Genomic DNA, 26,992 nt, shown 5'->3' with positions numbered 1-26,992 from the left:
GCCACTGGGCGCGTTGCGGCATCTCTTTCGCTCGCCCACGGAGCAGACTTGCGCCGTGTTGATCATCTATCCGGACACGAACGCCCTGCACTCCGATTTCTTGATGTCAAAGGCCAGCAGCAAGAAGTTCCTCGAAGCGCTGCTGCAGGACCGGGTCGAAGTTGTTCTGTCGCCGGTCGTCGTGGCTGAAGCCCGCCGACGCGCGGAGAGAGACGGCAAGGAGGTGCTGGACGCGGTACAGAAGGCCTTGAGCGACTTGCGGCGAAAGTACGAAGTCCCGACCGGCGTCCAGTCACTACTTGATCCACTCTTGGGTCACGTCGAGAAGGCGTCACGCGACGCCTTGCGTCCGCTGCTGGAGCACGCGGCTTGCAAGGTGCAGGCGTGGCCGAAGACCTCTAGCCAAGAACTCGTCGTCCGGGAACTGGAACAGCGCCGCCCCACCGCTCTCAAGGGGACACAGACGATTGGGCTGCGCGACACGATCATCTGGCACGGTCTCTTGGACCTATTGCGGTCCGTCAGCGAGCACGACGAGGTGCTCTTCGTTACCGCGGATGGAGCCTTCCTCGAAGGCGAGGAGTTGGCGGCGAGTTTGATCAGCGAGATCGATGATGTCCTCGGCAATCCCGAGCAGCTGATTGTGAAGACGCGCCTTGAACACGCCACCGTCATGGCCGAGGAACGCCTGGATCTGCTGACGAGGCAGGAAGCGTCGATGCGACGTGCCGTGATCGACCACCTTTCTTCCTTCGACGGAATGCGATGGAGCGACGTCGATATCTCGGGTGAAGCTCCCATGCGGTTTGGGATCGAGGAAGGGCAAGTAGTCGCGGTCGACTCGATCGCCATTGAGGGGGTCGTTGATCCGACTTCTCCCAGGGTCGAAGCCACGGCTGAGATCTCCATTTCTGGGTACATGCGGTCCGAAGAGTTCTTGCTGGACAACGCGAGCGAGGTCGATTGGGTCAATGGCGACCTTGACGATCCGATGATCGAAGTCGACTTCACTTCAACAGTTCAGTTCGAAGCCGAGGTTGTACTCGACGGCGACGAGGCCTGGATCGACGACGAAACGCTGCACTGGGTGGACTAGCGAACCTGCGGCCTTGACGGCTGTAGGCGCGCTGCCCGGTGTCCGAGCCGTTCGCGCATGGGTTCGCGGCGTCTGGCGACGGTCGGACGCTGTCGGCCGGGCGCCTACGCCTCGGCGAGCAGCGCGGTCGCGAGCGGCTCGTCGATCACGAGCACGTCGACGAGACCGCCTGCGAGGGCCGCGCGCACCGCGGGTGCCTTGCGGCCGCCGACCGCGACGGCGACGACGGTCTCGACCCCCTGCAGCGCGTCGAGCTCGATCGCGACGACGCGGCGATCGACGGGGGAGTCGACGTGGTGGCCCGCGGCGTCGAAGAAGCGCGTGCAGCAGTCGCCGACGGCGCCGGACGCCTCGAACGACGCCTGCTCGTCGGCCGACAGGTTCGTCGACTCGACGATCGCCGCGGAGGCGCCGGAGCCGACGACGCCGATGCCGACGATCGCGATCTGCGCCGCGGCCGCCGACTCGAGCACCGAGCCGATGGTCGACTCGCGCAGCAGGCCGTCGCGCAGCGTCGCCGACTCGACGACGGCGGGGGCGTAGAGGCGACGGTGGTTCGCGCCGAGCCTCGTCGCGAGCGAGCGCACGAGCACGTTGCCGTCCTGCGCGGAGTCGACGATCGACAGGCCGCCCACGAGCGGCAGCACCTCGAGGCGCGGCCGCGAGCGGCCCGGCTCGACCGCATCCACGACCGCCTGCACGCTCGCACCCCACGACAGCGCGATCGCGCCCTCGTGCGGCAGCTCGCGCTCGAGCCACTCCGCGCCGAGCAGGCCCACGCGGCCCAGGTCGTCGTCGGAGCCGCGCGCCACGCGCACCTCGCGCAGCCCGAAGCGCTGCTGCAGCAGCGTCTCGAGGTCGGAGGCGCGACCGAAGGGATCCGTGATCGTGATCGTGACGATGCCCGCCTTGCGCGCCTCCGCGAGCACGCGCGAGACGTTGGAGCGCGAGACGCCGATCGCATCGGCGACCTCCGCCTGCGACAGCCCGTCGACGTAGTACAGGGTCGCTGCTCGCACGAGCATCTCCTGCGAGCGGGCGGACGGCATCGGACTCCCTCATCGAGACGGCGTGCGCCGATCCTACGTCCCGCGGCGCCCGTGCGAGCGCAGCGACGCCGTGCGCACCGTAGGCTCTCACGGTGACCATCCGCATCCACGACTCGCGCGCGCAGCGCACCGTCGACCTCGCGCCCGTGCGCGCGGGCGAGGTGTCGTTCTACGTGTGCGGGCCGACGGTGCAGTCGAGCCCCCACGTCGGGCACCTGCGCAGCGCGCTCGCGTACGACGTGTGGCGTCGCTGGCTCGAGCACCGCGGGCTGCGCACCACGTTGGTGCGCAACGTCACCGACATCGACGACAAGGTGCTCGCGAACGCGACCGACGACGAGTCGTGGTTCGCCCTCGCGTACCGCATCGAGCTCGAGTTCACGGCTGCGTACCGGGCGATCGGCATCCTGCCGCCCACGTACGAGCCGCGCGCGACGGCGTCGATCCCGCAGATGCAGGAGCTCATCCAGACGCTCATCGAGCGCGGGCACGCGTACGCGGCGCTCGACGGCTCGGCCGACGTCTACTTCGACGTGCGCTCGTGGCCCGAGTACGGCGCCCTGACGCGCCAGCGCCTCGAGGACCTCGAGCCCGCGGGCGACGCCGACCCGCGCGGCAAGCGCGACACCCGCGACTTCGCCCTCTGGAAGGCGTCGAAGGCCGACGAGCCGACGACGGCCTCGTGGGCCTCGCCGTGGGGCGACGGCCGGCCCGGCTGGCACATCGAGTGCTCGGCGATGGCGCGCCGCTACCTCGGCGACGCGTTCGACGTGCACGGCGGCGGCCTCGACCTGCGCTTCCCGCACCACGAGAACGAGCTCGCCCAGTCGACCGCCGCGGGCCTCGACTTCGCGAGCGTGTGGAGCCACAACGGCACCGTGAACGTCGACGGCGAGAAGATGTCGAAGTCGCTCGGCAACTCGATCTTCGCCCACGACCTGCTCGCATCCGCCAGGCCCATCGTCGTGCGCTACTTCCTCGCCACGCCGCACTACCGCTCGGCCATCGACATCCGCACCGTCGAGGGCGTGCTCGCCGACGGCTCGCTCGCCGAGGCCGAGGCCGCGTTCACGCGCATCGAGGGCTTCCTCGAGCGCGCGGGGCGCCTCGGCGACGTCGCGGTCGGCGCGGTGCCGGATGCGTTCGCCGCCGCCATGGACGACGACCTCTCGACCCCGCAGGCCGTCGCCGCGCTGCACGACGCCGTGCGCGCAGGCAACGCCGCGATCGACGCGGGCGAGACGGATGCGGCGCTCGCCGCCGCGTCGTCGGTGCGCGGCATGCTGGGCGTGCTGGGCCTCGACCCCGCAGACCCGGCATGGGGCCCGACGGGCGGGGGAGCGGCGGATGCCGCGCTCGGCCGCCTCGTCGAGACGCTCATCGCCGACCGTCGCGCCGCGCGCGACGCACGAGACTTCGCAGCCGCCGACCGCATCCGCGACGCCCTCGCAGCATCGGGCATCGCCGTGGCGGACGGCAAGGACGACACCATCTGGAGCATCGCATGAGCAGCAGCAACAACAAGCCGCAGCGGCCCCGAGGCAAGAAGGGCGCCACGAAGGGCACCGGCGGCAAGGGCCGTCGCTCGCTCGAGGGCAAGGGCCCGACGCCGAAGGCCGAGGACCGCGCCTGGCACCCGGCGGGCAAGCGCAAGATCGCGCAGGAGCGCCTCGCCGCCGCGAAGGCGCGCGGCGGCGGCTCGCCGCAGCCGCCGCGGCACCGCAAGCCGTCGAGCGCGAAGGACGACTCCGAGCTCGTCACGGGCCGCAACGCCGTGCTCGAGGCGCTGCGCACCCGCATCCCCGCGACGGCGCTCTACGTCGCCGCGCGCATCGAGGTCGACGAGCGCGTGCAGGAGATCCTGAAGATCGCGACGTCGCGCCAGATCCCGATCCTCGAGGTCATGCGCCCCGAGCTCGATCGCATGTCGGGCCCCGACACCGTGCACCAGGGCATCGCGATCAAGGTGCCCGCGTACGAGTATGCGCACCCCGGCGACCTGCTCGACCGTGCCGCGAAGGCGAAGGAGCCGGCGCTCATCGTCGCGCTCGACGGCATCACGGACCCGCGCAACCTGGGCGCGATCATCCGCTCGGCCGCCGCGTTCGGCGCCCACGGCGTCGTCGTGCCGCAGCGTCGCTCGGTCGGCGTGACGGCGTCGGCATGGCGCACGTCGGCGGGTGCCGCGGCGCGCACGCCCGTCGCCATGGCCGCGAACCTCACGCGCACGCTCGAGGAGCTGAAGTCCGAGGGCGTCTTCGTCATCGGCCTCGACGGCGGCGGCGACGTCGACCTGCACGAGCTCGAGCTGGCCGACGGCCCGCTCGCGATCGTCGTCGGCAGCGAGGGCAAGGGCCTGTCGCGCCTCGTCGCCGAGACGTGCGACGCGATCGTGTCGATCCCGATCTCGGCAGCGACCGAGTCGCTCAACGCCGGCATCGCCGCCTCCGTGACGCTCTACGAGGTCGCGAAGCGCCGCAAGGGCTGAGCCTCAGACGAGGTCGCGCCAGTCGACCTCGAGGTCCTCGTCGCCGATCGGCTGCCCGTTGGGGCCGATGATCGGGATGGGCACGGTCTGCGTCGACACCTCGAGCACCGCCGCCTCGTCGCGCCGGTGCTCGAGCACGTCGACGATGTACGACTGCACGGCCTCGGCGAGCGGCACGCCGCGCGACTCGCGCTCGGCGATGTACCAGCGGTGCTCGAGCACCTGGTGGAACACCTCCGCGGGCTCGAGGCGTCCGCGCAGGTGCCGCGGCACCGCCTGCACGATGGGCTCGAAGCGCGACACGAGCCAGTCGTGCGCGAGCTGCTCGTCGTCGGCGTCGTCGCCGCGTCGCCGCTGCGCCGCCGCGTACTGATCGAGGTCGTTGAGCATGCGCCGCGCCTGGTTCTCCTCGGCGTCGAGGCCCGTGAGCCCCAGCAGGCGCCGGTGGTGGTGGCCGGCGTCGACGACCTTCGGCTGGATGCGCACGCTCGTGCCGTCGGCATCCGTGCGGATCTGCAGCTCGTCGATGTCGAAGCCGAGCGCGTTGAGGCGCTCGACGCGCTCGTTGATGCGCCACCGCTCGGCCTGGTCGAACTGCTCGACCTCGGTGAGCTGCGCCCAGAGCTCGCGGTACTGCGCCACGATCGAGCCCGCGACGTCGACGGGGTCCTGGCCCTCGTCCAGCCTGCCGCCCGCCTGCAGGTCGAGCAGCTCGCCCGCGATGTTCACGCGCGCGATCTCGAGGTCGTTCTCGCGCTGGCCGCGCGAGAGGCCGCCGGGGTAGAGCTTGCCGGTCTCGGCGTCGACGAGGTATGCCGCGAACGCGCCGGCGTCGCGCCGGAAGAGCGTGTTCGACAGCGAGACGTCGCCCCAGAAGAAGCCCACGAGGTGCAGGCGCACGAGCAGCAGCGCCAGCGCGTCGACGAGGCGCTGCGCCGTCGCGACCTTGAGCGAGCCCGAGTACAGCGCGCGGTACGGCATCGAGAACTTCAGGTGCCGCGTCGCGAGGATCGTCTCGAGCGGCTCGCCGTGCTCGTCGACGCGACCGGCGACGACCGCGAGCGGCTCGACGCACGGCACCTGCAGCCGCCCGAGCCTGCGCAGCATGTCGTACTCGCCGCGCGCCATCTCGTCGCTCGTCTCCTTGAGCGCGACGACGCGCCCCGAGAGGTGGGCGAAGCGCACGAGGTGCCTGGAGATGCCCTTCGGCAGCGTCACGACGACGTCGTCGGGCCATTGGTCGAGGGGGAGGTGCCAGGGCATCTCGAGCAGGGTCGCGTCCATGAGCGCGGACGTGATGCGGAGGTTGCCGCTCATGCCCCCGAGCCTACTGAGGACGCGTGGATGCGCGTGGCCTATCGTGCCGAGCATGCGCAGACTCGCCGCCGTCGTCACCGCATCCCTCGCCGCGCTCGTGCTCGCGGGCTGCGTCGTGCTGCCGCCCGCCGTCGCGCCCGTGCCCTCGGCCTCCGACCCCGCACCGGTGCTCGCGGCGGGCTTCCCCGCGAACATGGCGAGCCATGGCGTGCTGCAGACCGACGAGGGCGTCGCGTCGACGTCGCAGGCGGGCCCGACGCCGACGCCGGTCGCCGCGACCGACGTCGGCGACCGCGTGCACGTCGTCGCCTACGTCGACCTGCTGTGCCCGTACTGCGGCCTCTTCTTCGCGGCGAACGGCCGATACCTCGAGGATGCGGTCGCGGCCGGCGACGTCGCGCTCGAGATCCATCCCGTGTCGTTCCTCGACGGCCAGTCGCAGGGCACGCAGTACTCGACGCGCGCCGCGAACCTCGTCGCCGCCGTCGCGTCCCTGCACCCCGAGGCGACGCCCGCCGTCATCCGCGCGCTCTTCGCCGACCAGCCGGGGGAGCAGACGACGGGGCACTCCGACGACGAGCTGCTCGCGATCGCCGCCGAGGCCGGCGCGCAGTCGGAGGCGCTGACGGTCGCCGTCACGACCATCGCCTTCGCGCCGTTCGTCGAGGCGTCGACCGATGCGGCGACCGACACGTCGCTGCCCGGGCAGACGGTGCCGCTCACGGGCACGCCCACGGTCATCGTCGATGGGCAGATCGTGCAGGACGCCACCGACGAGGCGACCTTCGAGGCCGCCGTCGAGGCCGCGCGCGACTGACTGGCCCCGACACGACGAAGCGGGGCGGGACCATCCGGTCCCGCCCCGCTCGTGCGTGGATGCTGCGCGCTAGAGGCGCTCGCCCGACTCCGCGTCGAACAGGTGCAGGTGCGACGCGTCGGGCACCGCGAACACCTGGTCGCCGATGTGCGGGTGGTTGCGGCCGTCGACGCGGGCGACGAGGCTCACGCCCTCCGTCGCCTCCGCCTCGGTGTCGACCGCCTCGGAGACGTCGACGATCTTCGACGACTGCGCCGTGCCGTACAGGTAGCCGTCGGCGCCGAGCTCCTCGACGAGGTCGACCTTGAGCGGCAGGCCGGGGCCCGACGTCGAGATCGTGAGGTCCTCGGGGCGGATGCCGACCGTGATCTGCTTCGCCTTCGCGAGCGTCTCGCGGGGGATCGGCACGACGTGGTCGCCGAACAGCACGCCCTGGTCGTTCGTCGGCAGCTGCAGCAGGTTCATCGCCGGGCTGCCGATGAAGCCGGCCACGAACACGTTCGCGGGGCTCGCGTACAGGTCGCGCGGCGAGCCGACCTGCTGCAGGATGCCGTCCTTGAGCACCGCGATGCGGTCGCCCATCGTGAGGGCCTCGGTCTGGTCGTGCGTGACGTAGACCGTCGTGACGCCCAGGCGACGCTGCAGCGACGCGATCTGCGTGCGCGTCTGCACGCGCAGCTTCGCGTCGAGGTTCGACAGCGGCTCGTCCATGAGGAACACCTGGGGCTGGCGCACGATGGCGCGACCCATGGCGACGCGCTGACGCTGACCACCCGAGAGGGCCTTCGGCTTGCGCGACAGGTACGGCTCGAGGTCGAGCAGCTTCGCAGCCTCGAGCACGCGCTCGGCGCGCTCGTCCTTGCCGACGCCCGCGATCTTGAGCGCGAAGCCCATGTTCTCCGCCACGGTCATGTGGGGGTAGAGGGCGTAGTTCTGGAACACCATCGCGATGTCCCGGTCCTTGGGAGGCATGTCGGTGACGTCGCGGTCGCCGATGAGGATGCGACCGTCGTTCACCTCCTCGAGCCCTGCGAGCATGCGCAGGGTCGTGGACTTGCCGCAGCCGGAGGGGCCGACGAGGACGAGGAACTCGCCGTCTGCCACCTCCAGGTCGATCGCATCGACTGCGGGACGGGTGCCACCCGGGTAGAGACGGGTTGCCTTGTCGAACGTGACAGACGCCATCGTCATCCTCCTTCACCGGCAGGTACGTGCCGGACGATCCTTCGTGAATGGAAGCGGGACCTCGTAGTCCCGTGTGCTGACACTCTGGCACAGGCGCGGCGGAAGTTCATAGCGTTCGCCCGTATCCTGGTGTGCGGCCCCACGACACCGACGAGGACCGATGACGAACGATCGACGACTCACGAAGAACGAGCGACGCACGCAGGCACGCGAGGCTGCCAAGGCGCAGCAGCAGAAGCGCCAGCGCGACGAGCGCCTGAAGAGGGGGCTCACGATCGGCGGCATCCTCGTGGGTGCGGTCGCGATCGTGGCGATCGTCACGCTCGTGATCGTCAACGCCATCCGCCCGCCGGGGCCCGGCCCCGAGAACATGGCGTCCGACGGCATCGTCGTCGGCCAGGGCTACGTCGCCGAGACGACGCCGGCGCTCGCCGCCGACGAGGCGCCCGTGGCGACCGACGAGCGCGACGACGTCGTGCAGATCGTCATCTACCAGGACTACCTCTGCCCGTACTGCGGCCTCTTCGAGACCACGAACGGCGAGACGATCGACCAGCTGATCTCGGATGGGGTCGCGACGGTCGAGTACCACCCCGTGTCGTTCCTCGACCGGCTGTCGCTCGGCGAGGAGTACTCGACGCGCGCCGCGAACGCCGCCGCGTGCGTCGCCGAGGCGTCGCCCGACAGCTTCTACGCGTGGAACACGCTCATGTACGAGAACCAGCCGGGCGAGAACACCGAGGGCCTCACCGACGACGAGCTCATCGGCCTCGCCGAGCAGGCGGGCGTCGACACGAACGCCGCCTTCACGGAGTGCGTCGAGTCGGTGCAGTTCGAGTCGTGGGTCGAGCGGGCCACGCAGGATGCGCAGCTCGAGCCCGGCCCGTCGGGTGAGGACGGCGTGCAGATCACCGGCACCCCGACGGTGCTCGTGAACGGTGAGCAGTACCGCGGCCAGCCCGGCGACGGCGCCTCGTTCACCGCGTTCGTGCAGGCGGCGCTCGGCCAGGTCAGCGGCGGCTCCTCGACCGAGGAGACCCCGGCGCCCAGCGAGGCCACGCCCGCTCCGAGCGAGGGCTGATGCGCCTGCGCACCCGACGGGCCGGCGCCGGCCTGGTCGGGTGCGCGGCGCTGCTGCTCGTCGCCGGCTGCGCGCAGGGCGTCGAGCCCATCGGGCCCGAGTCGCTCGGCGAGCTGTCGGCGGCGTACGTCGACGCCGGCGGCACGTGCACCGATCTCGTGGAGCAGTACCGCGCATCCGCCGACGACCCCGCGGTCGCGACGTGCGGCACCGACACGGTGCTGACCCTCGCGGCCGACGACGCGCAGGCGTCGCGGCTGCGCACCGGCGCCCTGCTGCACGACGTGCCCGTGCTGTGGTCGGGGCGGTGGATGGTGCAGGACGCCGACGTCGAGTCGCTGCAGGAGACGATCGGCGGCCAGATCGCCCGCCTCGAGGCGGCCGACGGCCCGGCGAACCTCGCCGACGCGCTCGTCGTCGACGCCGACGGCGTCGTGGCGCAGGATGCCGTGCCCGCCGATGGCGAGCCCGACGCGCTGCCGAGCGACGGCACGGTCGTGACGGTCGTCGTCGACCCGACGTGCGAGTACTGCGCGCGCTTCCTCGAGGCGAACGGCGACCAGCTCGACGCGTGGGCGGCCGACGGCACCGCGACGATCGCATACGTGCCCGTGGCGATCGGCGACACCGTCGAGTCGGGCTACGCGTCGTCGATCGGCGTCGCCGCGCTCGCGTGCGTCGCCGACGAGGATGCCGGTGCGGCGCTGCCGTTCCTGCAGGCGATGCTCGAGCGCAACGTCGACCTCGACGCGGCCGGCGTCGTCGAGCTCGCCGACGAGGCGGTCGACGGCGCGGGCGACTGCGTGACGCAGGGCACGTTCGCGTGGTGGACGCGGCAGGCGACCGAGCGCGCGCTCGAGGGTGCGCTGCCCGGCGGACAGCCCCTCGGCGGCGTGCCGAGCGTCTACGTGGGCGACCGCCTGTACTCGGGCGACGTCGCCGACGCGGCGGCCTTCGCGGCGTTCGTCGCCGAGGGCTGACGCTCGGCGCCCGTCGCTGGCGCGGCGCGGCGAGGCTTCCCGCCAGCTGGTCGAGGAGCGCGCGAGCGCAGCGAGCACGCGTCACGAGACCACGTGAGCGCCGCTCCTGCTCGGTCACGCGCATGGTCGCGTCGAGCGGGCACGTCGCGTGGTCTCGTGACGGCTCCTCGCTGCGCTCGGGGCCTCCTCGACCAGCGGGTGGGGGAGCGAGGTGATTCCAAGACCGCGTCAGCGATGTCGAGCCTCCTGCCGGACTCGAACCGGCCACCTTCGCATTACAAGTGCGGTGCTCTACCTGATGAGCTAAGGAGGCGCTCGCAGCATCCTCGCACGCTCGCGGCCCCGCCGAGCGCGCGGGGTGCCGGTGCGGGCACGTGCCGCGCGTAGGCTGGGTCGGTGCGTCTCGTGTGGATCCTCGCCGCCTTCGTGGGCGGCCTCGCCATGGCGGCGCAGAGCCGCGTCAACGGCGAGCTCGCCGTGCGGATCGGCGACGGCACCACCGCTGCGCTCATCTCGTTCGGCCTCGGTCTGACGCTCGTCGGCCTGCTGTCACTCGTGCTGCCCGCCGGCCGCGCGGGCGCGCGCCGCATGGTCGTCGCGCTGCGCGAGGGGCGGCTGCGCTGGTGGTACGCGCTCACGGGCCTCTTCGGCGCCGTCGTCGTCGCGTCGCAGGGCCTCGCGGTGCCGACGCTCGGCGTCGCGCTGTTCACGGTCGGCATCGTCGCCGGTCAGACGCTCTCGGGCCTCGCGGTCGATCGCATGGGCATCGGCGTGCTCGCGGCGAAGCGCATCACGCCGCAGCGCGTGCTCGGCGCGCTCGTGACGATCGCCGCCGTCGGCGTCGGCGCCGCGGCCGGCGGCTTCCAGTCGTCGTCGATGCTGCTCGTGCTGCTGCCGCTCGTCGCGGGCATGCTCATCGCGCTGCAGCAGGCGTTCGCGGGCCAGGTGCACCACCACACGCAGTCGGCGCTCACGCAGACGACGTCGAACTTCCTCGTCGGCACGCTCGCCCTCGCGGTCGTCGTGGCCGTGCGGCTCGCATCCGGCGTCGAGCTGCAGCCGCTGCCTGCCGAGTGGTGGCTCTACCTCGGCGGTCCGCTCGGCTGCGTCTTCATCGCGATCGCAGCCGTGGCGGTGCATCGCATCGGCGTGCTCGCGCTCGGGCTCGCGTCGATCGCGGGCCAGGTCGTCATGGCGCTCGCGCTCGACCTCGTCGCTCCGACGTCGGGGCATCCCGTGTCGGTGCTGTCGTACGTCGGCGCCGGCCTCGCGATCGCGGGCGTCGCGGTGTCGACCGTGCGCCGTCGGCCGCCCGCAGCGGCCTGACGGCGCGGAGGCGTCAGGCCTTCGGCGTGAAGTCGAGCGCGATCGAGTTCATGCAGAACCGGTCGCCCGTCGGCGTCTGCGGGGCGTCGTCGAAGACGTGGCCCAGGTGGCTGCCGCAGCGCGAGCAGCGCACCTCGGTGCGCGTCATGCCGAGCGACGTGTCCTCGATGAGCGTCACGGCGCCGGGGTCGGCCTGGTAGAAGCTCGGCCAGCCGCAGCCGGAGTCGAACTTCACCTCGTCGCTGAAGAGCTCCTGGCCGCACGCGCCGCACGAGTACACGCCGTGGCGGTTCTCGTCGAGCAGCGCACCGGTCCAGGGGCGCTCGGTGCCTGCCTCGCGCAGCACCTGGTACGCCTCCGGCGAGAGGCGCTCGCGCCACTGGTCGTCGGACGGGGCCTGGAAGTCGCTCATGCCTCGATGCTACGCGCCGTGCAGCCCGCATGACGCGGCACGGCCTACGCCGTCGGCGAAGGTATGATCGGTGGTCATGTCCGAGCCGGAGGACGCCGACGATCTCACGGCGCTGCAACGGTCGATCCTCGACTTCGAGGGTTCGGCACGCACGCACGCGGGAGCGAAGGCGAGCGCGATCCGCGCACGGTTCGGATGGTCCACGACCCGCTACTACCAGCTGCTCAACGCGCTCATCGACACGGAGGCCGCCCTGCGATACGACGCCATGCTCGTGCGCAGGCTCCAGCGCATCCGCGATCGTGGGGAGGCCTCGTGACCGACCGCTTCGACGGCGCTCCGCGCATGGGCCGCGTGGGCGTGCACCGCTCCACCGAGCGCAGCTGGTGGCGGTGGTGGATGACGGCCATCGTCGCGGCCGCCGCATGCGTCCTGCTCGTGGTGGGCGGCCTCGGCGCCCTGCAGCTGCTGCAGGTCGGCAGCGTCGACACGAGCGTGCCGACGGGTCCCGAGCCGATCACCGACCCCGCGGCGCTGCCCGAAGGCACGACGATCACGGTGCTCGACGCCTCCGGCGCCGGCGCGGCCGACGCCGTCGCCGCGACGCTGCAGGGCGGCGGCTGGCCCGTCGCAGCCGTCGCCGACGCGAGCGAGCAGCGCGATGCGACGACCGTCTACTACCAGGGCGCCGACCTCGAGGCGGCCGCCCTCGGCATCGCGCAGGCGATCGGCGTCGAGGCGACCGAGGTCACCGACCAGCCGCTGTCGGGCTCGACCATCACGGTCATCGTCGGCACGGGCGTCGAGCCCGAGCCGTCCTCGACGCCCTAGCGCGGCTGAGCCGTCCTCAGCCACCCCCATCTGTCCCCCAGGGGCGCCTTGTAGTCTCCCCGGACGACTCGGCGAGGTGGAGGAGACGGCGGATGCCTAGCGGCACGGTGAAGTGGTTCGATCGCGAGAAGGGCTTCGGGTTCATCGTCGTCGACGAGTCCGCCGCCGAGGTCTTCGTGCACTACCGCGACATCCGCATGGACGGGTTCCGCGTGCTCGCCGAGGGCCAGCGAGTCGACTTCGACCTCGACGGCGGCGAGCGGCCGCAGGCGCGTGAGGTCGTGCCCGGCGAGCCACGCCGCTGAGCGCGCACGGCGGCCTCTAGTCTGTCGCGCATGCGAGCATCTCGAGCCACCCGCACCGTCGCGATCCTCATGGTCGCTGCCGGTCTCCTGACGGCCTGCGGCGGCGATCCGGAGCCGTCGGCATCGCCGAGCCCCAGCGACAGCGAGACGCCGACCCCCACCCCCACGCCGACGCCGGAGCCCGAGCCCATCACGGCGCCGCTCACGGGCGTCGAGGTCGCCGCCGAGATCCAGCTGCCCGCGATCCTCGCGAAGATCGACGACCACCCCGACGCGCGCGCGCAGTTCGGCCTCGAGGCCACCGACATCGTCTACGAGGAGCTCGTCGAGGGCGGCCTCACCCGCTACGTCGCCGTGTGGCACTCGAACGTGCCGCAGCAGATCGGCCCCGTGCGCTCGATCCGCCCGATGGATCCGGGCATCGCCGGCCCGTTCGGCGGCATGATCGCGTTCTCGGGCGGCCAGCCCCACTTCGTCGCAGCGATGCAGGCGGTGAGCACGTCGACGAGCGTCATCCACGGCGGCGGCACCTACGACGCGTACTACTCGCGCGGCGGCCCCCACGCGGCACCGCACAACGTGATCCTGCAGGCCGCGCAGCTGCAGGCCGACAACGCGCAGCTCGCCCCGCCGCAGCCGCAGTTCGCCTACTCCGACGACGAGACCACGCCGACGTCGCAGACGACGGGCGGCCCCGCGTCGCAGCTCGCCCTCGCGTTCTCGCAGGGGCAGTCGCGCCAGTGGGGCTGCGACGCCGGCACGGGCCGCTGGGCCCGCGGCCAGCAGGGCGTCGCCGACCTCGACGCGAACGGCAACCAGCTCACCGCCGCCAACGTCGTCGTCCTGCGCGTGCAGGTCATCCCCAACGGCAACATCCCGCAGACCATGCTCGAGGGCTACTCGGGCGAGGGGTTCGTCGCGAGCGGCTGCTCGTGGGTGCCCGTGACGTGGTCGAAGCCCGACATCGCGACCCCCATCCAGATCGTGGATGCTGCGGGCCAGCCGGTCGTGCTGACGCCGGGCAACACGTGGGTCGAGCTCGTGCCGAACGAGGGCTCCGCGAGCGTCTCGTAGGCCCTCGGCGAACGCCGGCGCTGCGCGTCGCGCTCGCTTGCACTCGCGTGCCCTGAGTGCCAGACTCTCCCTGGCACTCAGGACCGCCGAGTGCCAACAGACGTGTCGACGTGTTCCAGGAGGGACGAGACAGCAATGGCAAAGATGATCGCATTCGACGAGGAGGCCCGACGCGGCCTCGAGCGTGGTCTCAACACGCTCGCCGACGCCGTGCGCGTCACCCTCGGTCCCCGTGGCCGCAACGTCGTGCTCGAGAAGAAGTGGGGCGCCCCCACCATCACGAACGACGGTGTGTCGATCGCGAAGGAGATCGAGCTCGACGACCCGTTCGAGAAGATCGGCGCGGAGCTCGTCAAGGAGGTCGCGAAGAAGACCGACGACGTCGCCGGCGACGGCACGACGACCGCGACGGTGCTCGCCCAGGCGCTCGTGCGCGAGGGTCTCCGCAACGTGGCGGCAGGCGCCGACCCCATCAGCCTCAAGCGCGGCATCGAGAAGGCAACCGCAGCGGTCTCCGAGCAGCTCGTGAACCACGCCAAGGAGATCGAGACGACCGACGAGATCGCCGCCACGGCATCCATCTCGGCCGCGGACCCCGAGATCGGCCGTCTGATCGCCGAGGCGATCGACAAGGTCGGCAAGGAGGGCGTCGTCACCGTCGAGGAGTCGAACACCTACGGCACCGAGCTCGAGCTCACCGAGGGCATGCGCTTCGACAAGGGCTTCCTGTCGCAGTACTTCGTGACGGACCCCGACCGCCAGGAGACGGTGTTCGAGGACGCGTACGTCCTCATCGCCAACCAGAAGATCTCGGCGATCAAGGACCTGCTCCCGATCGTCGACCAGGTGATCCAGGCGGGCAAGCAGCTCGTCATCATCGCCGAGGACGTCGACGGCGAGGCGCTCGCGACGCTCGTCGTGAACAAGATCCGCGGCATCTTCAAGTCGGTCGCCGTCAAGGCTCCCGGCTTCGGCGACCGCCGCAAGGCGCAGCTGGCCGACATCGCCATCCTCACGGGCGGCGAGGTCATCTCCGAGGAGCTCGGCCTCAAGCTCGAGGGCGTGCAGCTCGCGCAGCTCGGCCGTGCCCGCAAGGTCGTCATCACGAAGGACGAGACCACGATCGTCGAGGGTGCCGGCGACGCCGAGGCCATCGCCGGCCGCGTGCGCCAGATCCGCTCGGAGATCGAGGCGACCGACTCGGACTACGACCGCGAGAAGCTGCAGGAGCGCCTGGCGAAGCTCGCCGGTGGCGTCGCCGTCATCAAGGCCGGCGCCGCGACCGAGGTCGAGCTCAAGGAGCGCAAGCACCGCATCGAGGACGCCGTGCGCAACGCCAAGGCTGCCGTCGAGGAGGGCATCGTCGCCGGTGGTGGCGTCGCGCTCATCCAGGCCGGCAAGGCCGCGTTCGAGACGCTCGAGCTGCAGGGCGACGAGGCGACGGGTGCGAACATCGTGCGCGTCGCGATCGACGCTCCGCTGAAGCAGATCGCCCTCAACGCCGGCCTCGAGCCGGGCGTCGTGGCCGAGAAGGTGCGCTCGCTCGAGCCCGGTTGGGGCCTCAACGCCGCGACCGGCGAGTACGTCGACATGCTCGCGGCCGGCATCGCCGACCCCGTGAAGGTCACGCGCTCGGCGCTGCAGAACGCCTCGTCGATCGCCGGCCTGTTCCTCACGACCGAGGCGGTCGTGGCGGACAAGCCCGAGAAGAACCCGATGCCCGCTGGCGACCCCACGGGTGGCATGGACTTCTGAGTCCGGAGCGCTGAGATCGCGAAGCGATCTCCGCGCGGAGGACTCAGGGTCGAGGAGCGCGCGAGCGAAGCGAGCACGCGTCACGAGACCCAGGCGTCCACAGAGGAAGGGCCCCGAGCATCCGCTCGGGGCCCTTCCCGCATGTCCGGCTGCGGCGGCCGCTCCCTCCTGTGCGCGCCGCGCGCGCCGGAGGTCTCACGCGGCGAACAGCCTCGTGTTCGCCGACTCGACGTCGGCGTACTGCCGACCGGCCTGCTGCAGCGCGATCGTGATCTGCCGCAGCGACTCCTCGACGTTCATCTGCGTGCCGCGCCAGGTGACGACGACGCCCTGGAAGGCGACGGACGCGCCGCCCGTCCACGATCCCTCGAGCGCCTGCAGCTGCCCCAGCAGCGCCGCGACGTCGGTCTGGATGCGCCCGACGGTGGCGTGCGCCGCCGCCCGTGCGCTGTCGATGGCGTCGCTGTCGACGACGTACCTGCTCATCGGTCCTCCTCGCTGTCCCGGTCGAGCCGGGGTGTGGCGAGGCTAGGCGTCGGGGGTGGAGGCGCCGCGGTCGCGACGCTGCCGCTGTGGAGGAGTCGTGGTCGACACGGGTTGGTCGGGACGGATGCGCTCCGTCAGCTCCAGGAGCGCGTGGTCGTCGGCGAGCGGAATGGCGATGCGGAACGTCGCGCCGCCGCCCGGCGTCTCGATGACGTCGATGCGGCCGCCGTGGGCCGCGACGATGCCCTGCACGATCGCGAGGCCGAGGCCCGAGCCGCCCGTGTCGCGGGCCCGAGACTTGTCGGCGCGGTAGAAGCGCTGGAAGATCTTGCGGCGCAGCGACGGCGGCACGCCCTCGCCGTGGTCGATGACGTGCACGATCGCCTCGCGGCGGCGCCACGAGACGCCGACACCGAGCTCGATGGGCGAGCCCTCGTCGGTGTAGCGCAGCGCGTTGCCGACGATGTTGGCGATGACCTGGCGCATCGAGTTCTCGTCGGCGAGCACGACGGCGGGCGGCGCGACGGGCGGTGGGGCGAAGAGCTCCGCGGGGGCTGCGGACGGGTCGACGGCCGTCTGCGCGTCGGGGTCGATCGCGAGGGTCTGGAACGTGCGGTCCTGCGCCGAGACGCGGGCGTCGTTGACGGCGTCGTTGACGAGCGGCACGAGGTCGAGCGGCTTCAGCTGCAGCGGGCGCCGCTCGTCGAGGCGTGCGAGCGTCAGCAGGTCCTCGACGAGCGAGCCCATGCGCTTCGCCTCGCGCTCGATGCGATCCATGGCGCTCGCCACGTCCTCGGGCCGCTGGATGGCGCCCATGCGGTACAGCTCGGCATAGCCGCGCACCGAGACGAGCGGCGTGCGCAGCTCGTGGCTCGCGTCGCCGACGAACTGGCGCATCTGCGTGACCGACTCGTCGCGCTCCTCGAGCGCCGTCTCGACGCGCGACAGCATGCCGTTGAGCGACTGGCGCAGGCTGCCGACCTCCGTGCGGGGGTCGCCGGCGTCGAGGCGCGTCTCGTAGTCGCCGTCGGCGAACCGCTCGGCGACCTGGGCGACCGTGCGCAGCTGGCGCAGCGCGGTGTCGACGAGCACGCGCGTGAAGGCGGCGCCGAGCAGGATGGCGAGCAGCGCGAAGCCCGCGAAGACGATGACGAAGCCGCGCCACGTGTTCTCGACGCGGTCGAGGCCGACCGCGACGACGAGCGTCGCGAGGCGCCCCTCGTCGTCGCTGAGCACGGGAAGCACGTCGACGCGCCAGCTGCTCTCGCCGTTGTGCGAGGGCGCGCTGAACGGCTCGGTCGTGCTCGCGACGTAGGCGAGCGTCACGCCCTCGAGCCGGGGCAGCCCGGGCGCGAGCTCGCCGCCCGGGCTCGTGCGGCACAGCACCTCGCCGTTGGCGTCGAGCACCGCGAGGTAGTACGTGGCGGGGATCCCGTCGAGCTGGCACTCGCCGGATCGCAGGTCGAGCCCGCTGACCTCGAGGTCGTCGTACGTCGCGAGGGCGTACTGCAGGTCGCGGTCGGTGCCGTCGAGCAGCGACTGCCGCACGACCGTCATGGTGCCGACGCCGGCGATGAGCAGTCCGATCGTCATGACGACGACGATCAGGACGGTGATCCTGGCTGCCAGCGAGACGCTGCCCAGCCGCGCGCGCAGCGAACGCACGCGTCTACGCGGACTTCGGGGCCTTGAGCATGTACCCGAAGCCGCGCTTCGTGATGATCATCGGCTCGCTCGTGTGCCCGTCGACCTTGCGGCGCAGGTACGAGATGTACGACTCGACGATGCCCACGTCGCCGTTGAAGTCGTACTCCCAGACGTGGTCGAGGATCTGGGTCTTCGACAGCACGCGGTTGGGGTTGAGCATGAGGTAGCGCAGCAGCTTGAACTCGGTGGGGGAGAGCTCGATCTCCTCGTCGCCGACCGTGACCTCGTGCGTGTCCTGGTTCATGACGACCTCGCCGATGCGCAGCGTCGCGTCGTCGTCCTCGGCGCGCGTGCGGCGCAGGATGGCCTTGATGCGGGCGATGATCTCGTCGAGCGAGAACGGCTTCGTGACGTAGTCGTCGCCGCCGACCGTGAGGCCCGTGACCTTGTCGTCGGTGTCGTCCTTCGCCGTGAGGAAGAGGATGGGCGACGTGAAGCCCGAGGCGCGCAGGCGCTTCGTGACCCCGAACCCGTTGATGTCGGGCAGCATGACGTCGAGCAGGATGAGGTCGGGCTCCTCCTCCAGCACCGCGGAGATGGCTGCGGCGCCGGCGCCGACGGAGCGCACGTCGAATCCGCTGAAGCGCAGGCTCGTGGTGAGCAGGTCGCGGATGTGGGGCTCGTCGTCGACGACGAGGATCTTGGGGGACTGGTCGGTCATGGCCACAGTCTCTGACCGTATCCTGATCGAATCCTGGACGCCAGGCGTTCGGGGTACGGATGCGCCCGAGGTCGCCTCGCCCTACAGGTCGGCGGCGTCGAGGATCTCGTACGAGTAGCCCTGCTCCGCCAGGAAGCGCTGGCGCCCGAGGGCGAAGTCCTGGTCGATCGTGTCGCGCGCGACGAGCGTGTAGAACGACGCGCTGCGGCCACCCGACTTCGGTCGCAGCAGGCGACCGAGGCGCTGCGCCTCCTCCTGCCGCGACCCGAACGAGCCCGACACCTGGATCGCGACCGACGCATCCGGCAGGTCGACCGAGAAGTTCGCGACCTTCGACACGACGAGCGTGCCGATCGTGCCCTCGCGGAACGCCTGGAACAGCGACTCGCGCTCGTCGACGGGCGTCTGGCCCGTGATGAGCGGTGCGTCGAGCGCCTCGGCGAGCACGTCGAGCTGGTCGAGGTACTGGCCGATCACGAGCGTCTGCTCGCCCTCGTGCCGGCGCAGGATGCGCTTCGCCACCGTGACCTTCGCAGGGCTGGACGCCGCGATGCGGTACCGCTCGCGATCGGCGCTCGCGGCGTACTCGAGCCGCTCGCCCTCGGTGAGGTCGATGCGCACCTCGAAGCACTCGGCGGGCGAGATGAAGCCCTGGGCCTCAATCTCCTTCCAGGGCGCGTCGAAGCGCTTCGGACCGATGAGGCTGAAGACGTCGGACTCGCGGCCGTCCTCGCGCACGAGCGTCGCCGTGAGACCCAGGCGACGCCTGGCCTGCAGGTCGGCCGTGAGCTTGAAGACGGGCGCGGGCAGCAGGTGCACCTCGTCGTACACGACGAGGCCCCAGTCGAGCGCGTCGAGCACGCGCAGGTGCGCGAGCTCGCCGCTGCGCTTCGCCGTGAGGATCTGGTACGTCGCGATCGTGACGGGCTTGATCTCCTTCGACTGGCCCGAGTACTCGCCGATGTCGTCCTCGGTCAGCGTCGTGCGCGCCAGCAGCTCGGCACGCCACTGCCGCGCCGAGACCGTGTTCGTCACGAGGATGAGCGTCGTCGTGTCGGTCGCGGCCATCGCCGCAGCGCCGACGAGCGTCTTGCCGGCGCCGCAGGGCAGCACGACGACGCCAGAGCCCGCGTCGGCGAAGTGCCGCACGGCATCCTGCTGGTACGGCCGCAGCACCCAGCCGTCCTCGACGAGGTCGATGTCGAACGGCGTGCCCGGCGTGAAGCCCGCGAGGTCCTCGGCGGGCCAGCCGATCTTCACGAGCTCCTGCTTCAGCTGCCCGCGCGCCCAGTCGACGACGCGGATGCCGCCCTCGACGTCCTCGGCGAGCAGGGGAGCGATGCGCTTCGAGCGCCGCACCTCCATGAGCACGGGCCGGTCCTCGCTGCGCAGGCGCAGGCCCTCGTCGTCGCGATCGATCGTGAGCCTGCCGTAGCGGCCCACGGTCTCGCGCACGTCGAGCGCGACCGCGGAGGGCACGGGGAAGCGGGCGTGGCGCTCGAGCGTGCCGAGCATCTCGTCGGCCGTGTGGCCGGCGGCGCGGGCGTTCCACAGGCCCAGCTGCGTGATGCGGTACGTGTGGATGTGCTCGGGCGCGCGCTCGAGCTCCGCGAAGACCGCGAGCTCGTGGCGGGCATCCGCAGCAGCGGGATGCGCGACCTCGAGCAGCACGGTTCGATCGCTCTGGACGATCAGCGGGCCGTCGTTCACGACGTTCGAGCCTAGCCCCGCTCGCTGTGCGTCACGGCACGCCCGCCAGATGGGTGATGGCGGTGACGGGCAGCGTGCGCTCGACGTCGCTGCCGAGGTCACGGGCGCGCAGCCTGCCGTTGGCGACGCCGAGCGGCAGCAGCGAGAGCTCGCGCTCCTCGCCGCCGACCTCGATGCGCACCTGCACGCTCACGCGGTCGCGCGCCGCGACCTGCAGCCGCCGCTCGAGCCAGGCGCGCTCCTCGCCGCCGACGTCGAACCCCGAGCCGCGCAGGCGCTGCACGAGCGGCGTGGGCGGCGGCGCGAGCACGTCGGCCTCGTGCCGCACGGGCACCAGCAGCACGCCGTCGACGTCCTCCATCGCGGCGGGGTAGCGGCGGGCGCGAAGCGCGGCGAGCACCGTCGTGGGCTCGGCGCGCGTCACGAGCCTGCGCGGCGACTCCTCGCGCATGCGCAGCGGCGCGAGGCCGTGGTCGACGGCGAGCTCGGCGACGACGCCGGGCTCGCCCCGCACGGCCGTGCGATCGGGGCCGTCGGCGAGCGCGAGCACGCGCACCGAGCCGAAGCGGGCGGCGGCGTCGCGCACGAGGTACGCGACCGGCTGCGGCACGCCCGTGAGCGACAGCGCGCCGAGCAGCGCGAGGATGCCGGCCTCGTCCTCGCCGGCGGCGAGGCCGCGCGAGAGGGATGCGAGCGACATGCGGTACGTCGAGGCCGTGCCGCGCTGCTCGAGGTCGGCGACGAGTCGCAGTCGGGTCTCGAGTGCCGGCACGAGCGGACCCGGCACGACGATCGACAGGTCGGGCTGCACGTACGCCTTGTCGACCTCGCCGGGGACGAGGGCTGCGAGCCGCGCCGCGCCGTCGTCGCCCGCGAGCGTCGTCGTGCCGCCGTCGAGCAGCCCCAGCTGCGTCGCGCGGCGCCCGGCGACCCCGAGGCGCTCGAGCGTCGCGGCGGCCGCGAGGGGGAAGCGTGCCGCGGCGTCGCCCGCCTCGATCGCGACGGAGCGCTCGGCGACGTCGAGGGATGCGAGCCACGCGTCGCGCATGGCAGCCCAGCGCTGCGGCAGGGGAGCGTCGAGCCACGCGGCGGCGCCGGTCGCGGCGACGAGCGTCGCGTCGCGGGTCGCGAGCAGGCGGGCGCCGCGCGCGATCGCGATGGCGTCGAGCACGGCCTCGGGCTCCGCGCCGAGCGCCTCGGCGAGCCTGCGCGCATCCGACATCGCCACGGCCCCGCGCGCGAGCACCTGCACGGGCTGCGTGGCCGCGCCGCGCACGACCTCGCCCACGAGCAGCGTCGTCGCGAACGCGCGCTCGGCCGCCCGGGCGTCGTCGGGCTCCGATGCGGGAGCGGCGTCGCGCACCGGCGCCGTCGCGGCGTGCCTGCGCACATCGTCGAACGCGACGCCCGCGACGCCGAGGCCCAGGGCGTCGAGCGCCGGCGTCGTCGCGCCCGTCGCGAGCCCGGCGAGCGCGTCCGCGTCGACCGTCTCGAGCGCCGCGGCGATCGACTCGGGCCGCAGCAGCTGCTCGGCGACGTCGAAGTACGTGGCCGCGTGCTGCGGCACGTGGCGTGCGCGCACGAGGTGGTCGAGGGCGTCGTCGGTCAGCGCCTGCAGCGCGCCCGCGAGCTCGACCGTGGTCGGCACGTCAGGCCCGTCCGCGTCCCTTGCGCACCGCGGAGAGCACGAGCAGCGCGATGACGCACAGGAGGCCGGCCGGCAGCGCGAACGTCGGCACGAGGAATGCGTAGGGCCACACGCCGTCGGCGAGCCACGGCCACGTGTCGCGGAGCCCGATCTGCACGAGCGTCAGCACGAAGCCGAGCAGCGCGACGCCCACGAGCACGGCCGCCGCCGTGGCCAGGATGCGCTCGATCACGCCGATCGGATCGGCGTGGTGCTCGCCTGCACGCGTGGTGGGCATCCGTCGAGACTATCAGCGGACGGTAGCCTGGACGCTGCACCACCCGCGCACCCCAAGGAGCATCGTGCCCACTGGCAAGGTCAAGTTCTTCGACGAGGACAAGGGCTTCGGCTTCATCGCCGGAGACGACGGCGTCGAGGTCTTCGTGCACGCCTCCGCCGTGCCCGACGGCGCGACGCTCAAGGGCGGCACGCGCGTCGAGTACGGCGTCGCCGAGGGCCAGCGCGGTGCGCAGGCCCTCTCGCTGCGCGTGCTCGAGGCGCCCCGCGTCTCGGCCGTGCGCCAGTCGCGCCGCTCGAGCGAGGACATGGCCGTGATCGTCGAGGACCTCGTGAAGCTGCTCGACGGCGTCGGCGAGGCCCTGCGCCACGGACGCCAGCCGAGCCCCGACCAGGCGCGCAAGGTGGCCACGGTGCTGCGTCGCGTCGCCGACGACCTGGAGGCGTGATGACGACCGTGCCGAGCGCCGAGGCGCTGCGACTGGCCGAGTCCGCCCTCGACGAGGTCGCACCTGCCGGTGCGGTCGGCGAGGTCGTCGACGCCATCGACGAGCAGGGCGTGCTCGCGCTGCGCTACCGCTCGCAGCTGGGCGGCTACCCCGACTGGCTGTGGACCGTGACCCTCGCCACCGATGACGAGGGCGCCCAGACGGTGCTCGAGGTCGCGCTGCTGCCCGGCGAGGGCTCGCTCGTCGCGCCCGAGTGGGTGCCGTGGGCCGACCGGCTCGCCGACTACCTCGCGGCCAAGGAGTCGGCTGCCGCCGACGACGAGGACGAGGACGGCGACGACGCGTCGGACGACGACGAGGACGACGACGACTCGGACGAGTCGGACGACGACCACGGCTTCGACGACTTCGACGAGGCCGACCTGGCGAGCGACGACGACGCCGACGACGGCCTCGACGTCGACGACCACGGCGACGCGTCGCACGACGACGCAGACGACGAGACGGCCGGACGCTGACGCATCCGACCGTCTCGGCCGAGCCGGGCTCGCGCCCGCGGCGCTGCCGCTAGAGGCGCTCGAGCACGTAGTCGAGGCTCGCGGCCAGCGCCTCGACGTCGCTGGGCTCGATGCCCGCGAACGTCGCGACGCGGATCTGGTTGCGGCCGAGCTTGCGGTACGGCTCGGTGTCGACGATGCCGTTCGCGCGCAGCGCCTTCGTGATGGCCGTCGCGTCGACGGCGTCGTCGAAGTCGATCGTGACGACGACCTGCGAGCGGTGCTCGGCGTCGGCCACGAACGGCTGCGCATCCGTGCGGGCCTCCGCCCACGCGTAGAGCGTGTCGGACGACGTGCGCGTGCGCGCGGCCATCGCGGGCAGCCCGCCCTGCTCGAGCATCCATCCGAGCTGCTCGTCGAGCAGCACGAGCGTCGCGATCGCCGGCGTGTTGAGCGTCTGCTGCAGGCGCGAGTTGTCGAGCGCCTGCTTGAGGCTCAGCGACTCGGGGATGTAGCGGTCGGATGCCGCGATCGCCTCGATGCGCTCGATCGCCGCGGGCGACACGAGCGCGAACCACAGTCCGCCGTCGGAGCCGAGGTTCTTCTGCGGCGCGAAGTAGTAGACGTCGGCGGCGCTCGCGTCGAAGTCGATGCCGCCGGCCGCGCTCGTCGCGTCGACGACCGTGAGGCCGTGCTCGGCACGCACGACGGGGTGCATGACGCCGGTCGAGGTCTCGTTGTGCGGGTAGGCGACGACGTCGACGCCGTCGACGGGCTCGAGCACGGGCCGCGAGCCTGCGGGGGCGCTCGCGACGCTCGGCGCCTCGAGCCACGGGGCACCGGTCGCCTTCGAGAACTTCGCGCCGAACTCGCCGAACGCGAGGTGGTGGGCGCGACGCTCGACGAGGCCGAAGGCCGCGGCGTCCCAGAACGTCGTCGAGCCGCCGTTGCCGAGGATGACCTCGTAGCCGTCGGGTGCCGAGAAGAGGTCGGCGAGGCGCGAGCGCACCGAGCCGACGAGGCCGCGCACGGGCGCCTGGCGGTGGCTCGTGCCCAGCAGGCGCGAGGCGGCGAGCGCCTCCACCTGGGCGGGACGCACCTTGGCGGGACCGCAGCCGAAGCGGCCGTCGGCGGGCAGGAGGGAGGCGGGGATGACGAGGTCGCTCACCGCGTCAGTCTACGAGCGCCTGTCGCGTCGCCCGCGTCCACCTTTGCTCACTAGGGTTGTGTCCATCCGCACGGGGAGAGGAGGTGTGCGCATGACCGATCTCGTCGACACGACGGAGATGTACCTGCGTACGATCCTCGACCTCGAGGAGGAGGGCTTCGTGCCCATGCGCGCCCGCATCTCCGAGCGCATCGGCCACTCGGGCCCCACGGTCTCGCAGACCGTCGCCCGCATGGAGCGCGACGGCCTCGTCGTCGTGGCCGAGGACCGCCACCTGCAGCTCACCGACGAGGGACGCGCGCTCGCGACCCGCGTGCTGCGCAAGCACCGCCTCGCCGAGCGCCTGCTCACCGACGTCATCGGCCTCGACTGGACGCTCGCGCACGACGAGGCCTGCCGCTGGGAGCACGTCATGAGCGAGCAGGTCGAGCGCAGGCTGCTCGACATCCTCGATCGCCCGACGGAGTCGCCGTACGGCACGCCCATCCCGGGCCTCGACGAGCTGGGCCTCGCCCGAGCCGACGGCTTCCTCGACGGCGTGCGCCGCGCGACGGAGGTCGAGGGCACGTTCGTCGTGCGCCGCCTCGGCGAGCCCATCCAGTTCGAGGTCGCGACGCTCGAGCAGCTGCGGGATGCGGGGCTCGTGCCCGGCGCGACGGTCGCGATCGCCGCGGCGGATCGCGGCCGCACGCTCACGGTCGAGGGCGGCGCCGAGGTCGCGCTGCCGACGGAGCTCGCGCAGCACGTCTACGTCGCTGCCGTCTGATCCGACCGCTCCCGCCGATTCGCCCGCGATCGCGGTCAGGTGGCGTTCGGGGGACGTCCAGGGTTCGCGTCGCACCTGAGGGTGACGGCGTGGAGAAGGTGACAATCGTGCAACGGTGTCGTACGCTCGCCGGAGCACGAAGCGCCCTCGCGCGCCCAACGAGCAGGAATCCTCACCGCATGCAGCACTCCACGACCAGCACCGAGATCGTCGCGCAGCCGACTCCGCGCACCACCATCGGTGCCCGTCGTTCGATGGCCAAGCGAGTCGGGGTCGCGGCGGTCGCCGTCGCCCTCTTCGGCACGGTCGCCCTGCCGGCAGCAGCGCTGCAGACCGCGCAGGCGCAGCCCGCGGTGCTCGATGGCTCGATCGCCGAGCTGCTCGCGCAGACGCAGCAGCAGGTCGAGGTGCAGCAGTCCCCGCTCGTCGACGCGATCGCCGAGAACGGCCTCGCCGCCACGACTCCGGAGGAGCTCGCGCAGGCCCAGGCAGAGGCCGCAGCCGCCGAGGCCGAGCGCCAGGAGGCCGCAGCAGCCGCTGCTGCTACCACCGCGACGGCCGCCGCCCCTGCGGCCGCGTCGTCGTCGTCGGTGCCCTCCGCGGCATCCGGCTCGATCGTCGGCATCGCCCAGTCGCAGCTCGGCGTGCCCTACGTCTGGGGCGGCGCGAGCCCGTCGGAGGGCTTCGACTGCTCCGGCTTCACGCAGTGGGTCTACGGCCAGGTCGGCGTCTACCTCCCGCACTCGGACCGCGGCCAGCTCGGCTACGGCACCCCGGTCGCCGTCTCGGCGATCCAGCCGGGAGACCTCGTCATCTGGAACGGCCACACCGCGATCTACGTCGGCAACGACTCGATCATCCACGCAGCCACCGCCGGCAAGCCCGTGAAGTACTCGAGCTTCTCGGCGATGGTCGCAGCCATGGGCACGCCGCAGGTGCGCCGCTTCTAAGACCACCGATCTGGACCGATGTGGCCGTTCGCTGGCCATCGTCGTAACGATTTGGTAACATTGGTCCGTCATGCTGCCGTACAGGCGCATGCCGTAGGACCCCAGGAGACTGATTCGTGACCCGAAGCAACGAGATCGCCCAGCCCGCCGGCAACCCCGACGAGACCCCCAAGGCGACCCGCACCTCTCGCGCCACCCTCATCCGTCGCATCGGCGTCGCCGGCGTCGCCGTCGCCCTCGTGACGCCGCTCGCGCTGCCCGCGTTCGCAGGCAACCAGGGCGAGACGCAGGAGCCCGGATTCGCGGCGACCGCAGCCAACTCGCAGTCCGTGACCGCGACGTCGACCGCAGGCTCGCCCGAGCAGGAGGCCGAGCGCGCCGAGCTCTACGCGACGACGCCCGCCGAGCTCCAGCAGCTGCAGGCCGACCTGCAGGCGCAGGCCGACGCCGAGGCCGAGGCCGCCGAGCAGGCAGCCGCCGAGGAGGCTGCAGCGTCGCAGTCCGGCACGTCGGCCGCCACGAGCACGGCCGTGTCGGTCGGTGCGGGCGGCAGCACGATCGCCAGCGCAGCGCTCGCGCAGATCGGCGAGATCCAGACCTGCACGCAGCTCGTCGCCGACGCGCTGGCAGCCGTGGGCATCCAGTACACGGGCATGGGCAACCTCTTCAACCTCGGCCCGACCATCCCGGGCTCGCAGGCGACGCCCGGCGACATCGTCTACTACTCGAACGGCGGCTTCGGCTCGGCCCACGTCGCCGTCTACATCGGCAACGGCCAGGCCGTGCACGGTGGCTGGAACGGCAACCAGACCGTCGTCTCCGGCGTGAACATCCCGGGCGCCTCGGCACCCGTGTTCATCGACGTCGGCTGACGCCAGACCTCCTCGACGACGCCCGCGACCTTCCGGTCGCGGGCGTCGTCGCGTTCGTGCCCCTTCGGTAGGCTGGAGGGGTCGCG

The 26,992-nt window shown here is 72.1% G+C and carries 28 protein-coding genes and 1 tRNA gene; 17 read left to right on the top strand and 12 right to left on the bottom strand.

What is annotated here, in order from left to right:
* The first annotated feature begins 55 nt into the window (after positions 1-55).
* The gene (locus BLQ67_RS03985; protein ID WP_092502650.1) at positions 56-1,096 is read left to right on the top strand and encodes a PIN domain-containing protein; all 1,041 of its coding nucleotides are present in this window, start codon (positions 56-58) and stop codon (positions 1,094-1,096) included.
* A 104-nt stretch (positions 1,097-1,200) separates the two neighbouring features.
* Here BLQ67_RS03985 and BLQ67_RS03980 read toward each other — a convergent pair whose 3' ends face one another.
* A complete protein-coding gene (locus BLQ67_RS03980) occupies positions 1,201-2,115 on the bottom strand; it encodes a sugar-binding transcriptional regulator (protein WP_197674629.1) in 915 nt (304 codons plus the stop codon).
* Between the two features lie 122 nt (positions 2,116-2,237).
* On the opposite strand from BLQ67_RS03980, the gene cysS reads away from it, so the two are divergent.
* Positions 2,238-3,653 carry a cysteine--tRNA ligase gene (gene cysS / locus BLQ67_RS03975; protein ID WP_092502648.1) on the top strand — a complete coding sequence of 472 codons (1,416 nt, stop codon included), beginning with the start codon at positions 2,238-2,240 and terminating at the stop codon, positions 3,651-3,653.
* Complete coding sequence (gene rlmB / locus BLQ67_RS03970; protein ID WP_092502646.1) at positions 3,650-4,633, top strand: 23S rRNA (guanosine(2251)-2'-O)-methyltransferase RlmB; 984 nt, start codon at positions 3,650-3,652, stop codon at positions 4,631-4,633. Before cysS ends, rlmB begins: the two co-directional genes overlap by 4 nt.
* A 3-nt stretch (positions 4,634-4,636) precedes the next feature.
* Here the strand turns inward: rlmB and BLQ67_RS03965 are convergent, their stop codons facing one another.
* Positions 4,637-5,950 (bottom strand): DUF4032 domain-containing protein, encoded by a 1,314-nt coding sequence (locus tag BLQ67_RS03965; RefSeq protein ID WP_092502644.1) that lies wholly within the window; start codon positions 5,948-5,950, stop codon positions 4,637-4,639.
* A 52-nt stretch (positions 5,951-6,002) separates the two neighbouring features.
* Between BLQ67_RS03965 and BLQ67_RS03960 the strand changes: the two genes are divergently transcribed.
* Positions 6,003-6,767, top strand: a complete 765-nt coding sequence (locus BLQ67_RS03960) for a DsbA family protein (RefSeq protein ID WP_157674663.1) — start codon at positions 6,003-6,005, stop codon at positions 6,765-6,767.
* 69 nt (positions 6,768-6,836) lie between these two features.
* Here BLQ67_RS03960 and BLQ67_RS03955 read toward each other — a convergent pair whose 3' ends face one another.
* Positions 6,837-7,952 (bottom strand): ABC transporter ATP-binding protein, encoded by a 1,116-nt coding sequence (locus BLQ67_RS03955; protein ID WP_092506764.1) that lies wholly within the window; start codon positions 7,950-7,952, stop codon positions 6,837-6,839.
* Between the two features lie 160 nt (positions 7,953-8,112).
* On the opposite strand from BLQ67_RS03955, the gene BLQ67_RS03950 reads away from it, so the two are divergent.
* Positions 8,113-9,033, top strand: a complete 921-nt coding sequence (locus BLQ67_RS03950; protein WP_092502640.1) for a DsbA family protein — start codon at positions 8,113-8,115, stop codon at positions 9,031-9,033.
* Positions 9,033-10,013 (top strand): DsbA family protein, encoded by a 981-nt coding sequence (locus tag BLQ67_RS03945; RefSeq protein ID WP_092502638.1) that lies wholly within the window; start codon positions 9,033-9,035, stop codon positions 10,011-10,013. The genes BLQ67_RS03950 and BLQ67_RS03945 overlap by 1 nt, the downstream gene beginning before the upstream one ends.
* A 240-nt stretch (positions 10,014-10,253) precedes the next feature.
* Here the strand turns inward: BLQ67_RS03945 and BLQ67_RS03940 are convergent.
* Positions 10,254-10,326: transfer RNA gene (locus BLQ67_RS03940), tRNA-Thr, on the bottom strand.
* Positions 10,327-10,409: 83 nt separating this feature from the next.
* Between BLQ67_RS03940 and BLQ67_RS03935 the strand changes: the two genes are divergently transcribed.
* Positions 10,410-11,339 carry a DMT family transporter gene (locus BLQ67_RS03935; protein WP_092502636.1) on the top strand — a complete coding sequence of 310 codons (930 nt, stop codon included), beginning with the start codon at positions 10,410-10,412 and terminating at the stop codon, positions 11,337-11,339.
* Between the two features lie 13 nt (positions 11,340-11,352).
* Here the strand turns inward: BLQ67_RS03935 and msrB are convergent, their stop codons facing one another.
* Positions 11,353-11,751, bottom strand: coding sequence for a peptide-methionine (R)-S-oxide reductase MsrB (msrB, locus tag BLQ67_RS03930; RefSeq protein ID WP_092502634.1), 399 nt, complete (start codon positions 11,749-11,751; stop codon positions 11,353-11,355).
* Positions 11,752-11,827: 76 nt separating this feature from the next.
* Between msrB and BLQ67_RS03925 the strand changes: the two genes are divergently transcribed.
* From BLQ67_RS03925 to groL, 5 genes are all read left to right on the top strand, one after another.
* Positions 11,828-12,070, top strand: a complete 243-nt coding sequence (locus BLQ67_RS03925; RefSeq protein ID WP_092502632.1) for a DUF3263 domain-containing protein — start codon at positions 11,828-11,830, stop codon at positions 12,068-12,070.
* Complete coding sequence (locus BLQ67_RS03920) at positions 12,067-12,582, top strand: LytR C-terminal domain-containing protein (protein ID WP_092502630.1); 516 nt, start codon at positions 12,067-12,069, stop codon at positions 12,580-12,582. Before BLQ67_RS03925 ends, BLQ67_RS03920 begins: the two co-directional genes overlap by 4 nt.
* Positions 12,583-12,674: 92 nt before the next feature.
* Complete coding sequence (locus tag BLQ67_RS03915) at positions 12,675-12,887, top strand: cold-shock protein (protein WP_092502628.1); 213 nt, start codon at positions 12,675-12,677, stop codon at positions 12,885-12,887.
* Between the two features lie 30 nt (positions 12,888-12,917).
* Positions 12,918-13,961 carry a DUF3048 domain-containing protein gene (locus BLQ67_RS03910; RefSeq protein ID WP_092502626.1) on the top strand — a complete coding sequence of 348 codons (1,044 nt, stop codon included), beginning with the start codon at positions 12,918-12,920 and terminating at the stop codon, positions 13,959-13,961.
* A 135-nt stretch (positions 13,962-14,096) separates the two neighbouring features.
* Positions 14,097-15,716, top strand: a complete 1,620-nt coding sequence (gene groL / locus BLQ67_RS03905; protein WP_092502624.1) for a chaperonin GroEL — start codon at positions 14,097-14,099, stop codon at positions 15,714-15,716.
* Between the two features lie 195 nt (positions 15,717-15,911).
* Here groL and BLQ67_RS03900 read toward each other — a convergent pair whose 3' ends face one another.
* The 6 genes from BLQ67_RS03900 to BLQ67_RS03875 form a co-directional block, all read right to left on the bottom strand.
* A complete protein-coding gene (locus BLQ67_RS03900; protein WP_092502622.1) occupies positions 15,912-16,202 on the bottom strand; it encodes a WXG100 family type VII secretion target in 291 nt (96 codons plus the stop codon).
* A 42-nt stretch (positions 16,203-16,244) separates the two neighbouring features.
* Entirely contained in the window at positions 16,245-17,795 is a 1,551-nt protein-coding gene (locus tag BLQ67_RS03895) for a sensor histidine kinase (protein WP_157674662.1), read from the bottom strand.
* Positions 17,796-17,871: 76 nt separating this feature from the next.
* The gene (locus BLQ67_RS03890) at positions 17,872-18,570 is read right to left on the bottom strand and encodes a response regulator transcription factor (protein WP_092502618.1); all 699 of its coding nucleotides are present in this window, start codon (positions 18,568-18,570) and stop codon (positions 17,872-17,874) included.
* A gap of 81 nt (positions 18,571-18,651) precedes the next feature.
* Positions 18,652-20,280, bottom strand: a complete 1,629-nt coding sequence (locus tag BLQ67_RS03885) for a DNA repair helicase XPB (protein ID WP_092502616.1) — start codon at positions 20,278-20,280, stop codon at positions 18,652-18,654.
* A 31-nt stretch (positions 20,281-20,311) separates the two neighbouring features.
* Positions 20,312-21,928: a helicase-associated domain-containing protein gene (locus BLQ67_RS03880; protein WP_092502614.1), complete on the bottom strand. Its 1,617-nt coding sequence runs from the start codon at positions 21,926-21,928 to the stop codon at positions 20,312-20,314.
* A gap of 1 nt (position 21,929) precedes the next feature.
* Positions 21,930-22,205, bottom strand: a complete 276-nt coding sequence (locus BLQ67_RS03875) for a hypothetical protein (protein WP_092502612.1) — start codon at positions 22,203-22,205, stop codon at positions 21,930-21,932.
* A gap of 64 nt (positions 22,206-22,269) precedes the next feature.
* Between BLQ67_RS03875 and BLQ67_RS03870 the strand changes: the two genes are divergently transcribed.
* Complete coding sequence (locus tag BLQ67_RS03870; RefSeq protein WP_092502611.1) at positions 22,270-22,653, top strand: cold-shock protein; 384 nt, start codon at positions 22,270-22,272, stop codon at positions 22,651-22,653.
* The gene (locus tag BLQ67_RS03865) at positions 22,653-23,171 is read left to right on the top strand and encodes a DUF3027 domain-containing protein (RefSeq protein ID WP_092502609.1); all 519 of its coding nucleotides are present in this window, start codon (positions 22,653-22,655) and stop codon (positions 23,169-23,171) included. The genes BLQ67_RS03870 and BLQ67_RS03865 overlap by 1 nt, the downstream gene beginning before the upstream one ends.
* 49 nt (positions 23,172-23,220) lie before the next feature.
* Here BLQ67_RS03865 and serC read toward each other — a convergent pair whose 3' ends face one another.
* Complete coding sequence (gene serC, locus BLQ67_RS03860) at positions 23,221-24,318, bottom strand: phosphoserine transaminase (protein ID WP_092502607.1); 1,098 nt, start codon at positions 24,316-24,318, stop codon at positions 23,221-23,223.
* 91 nt (positions 24,319-24,409) lie between these two features.
* Between serC and BLQ67_RS03855 the strand changes: the two genes are divergently transcribed.
* From BLQ67_RS03855 to BLQ67_RS03845, 3 genes are all read left to right on the top strand, one after another.
* Positions 24,410-25,084, top strand: coding sequence for a metal-dependent transcriptional regulator (locus tag BLQ67_RS03855; protein WP_092502605.1), 675 nt, complete (start codon positions 24,410-24,412; stop codon positions 25,082-25,084).
* A 179-nt stretch (positions 25,085-25,263) separates the two neighbouring features.
* A complete protein-coding gene (locus tag BLQ67_RS03850) occupies positions 25,264-26,034 on the top strand; it encodes a C40 family peptidase (RefSeq protein WP_092502603.1) in 771 nt (256 codons plus the stop codon).
* 116 nt (positions 26,035-26,150) lie between these two features.
* Positions 26,151-26,906, top strand: a complete 756-nt coding sequence (locus tag BLQ67_RS03845; RefSeq protein ID WP_197674628.1) for an NlpC/P60 family protein — start codon at positions 26,151-26,153, stop codon at positions 26,904-26,906.
* Positions 26,907-26,992: the final 86 nt, after the last annotated feature.

The organism is Agrococcus jejuensis, from assembly GCF_900099705.1.
Classification (GTDB): Bacteria; Actinomycetota; Actinomycetes; order Actinomycetales; family Microbacteriaceae; genus Agrococcus; species Agrococcus jejuensis.
This window is presented reverse-complemented; position numbering and strand designations above follow the sequence as displayed.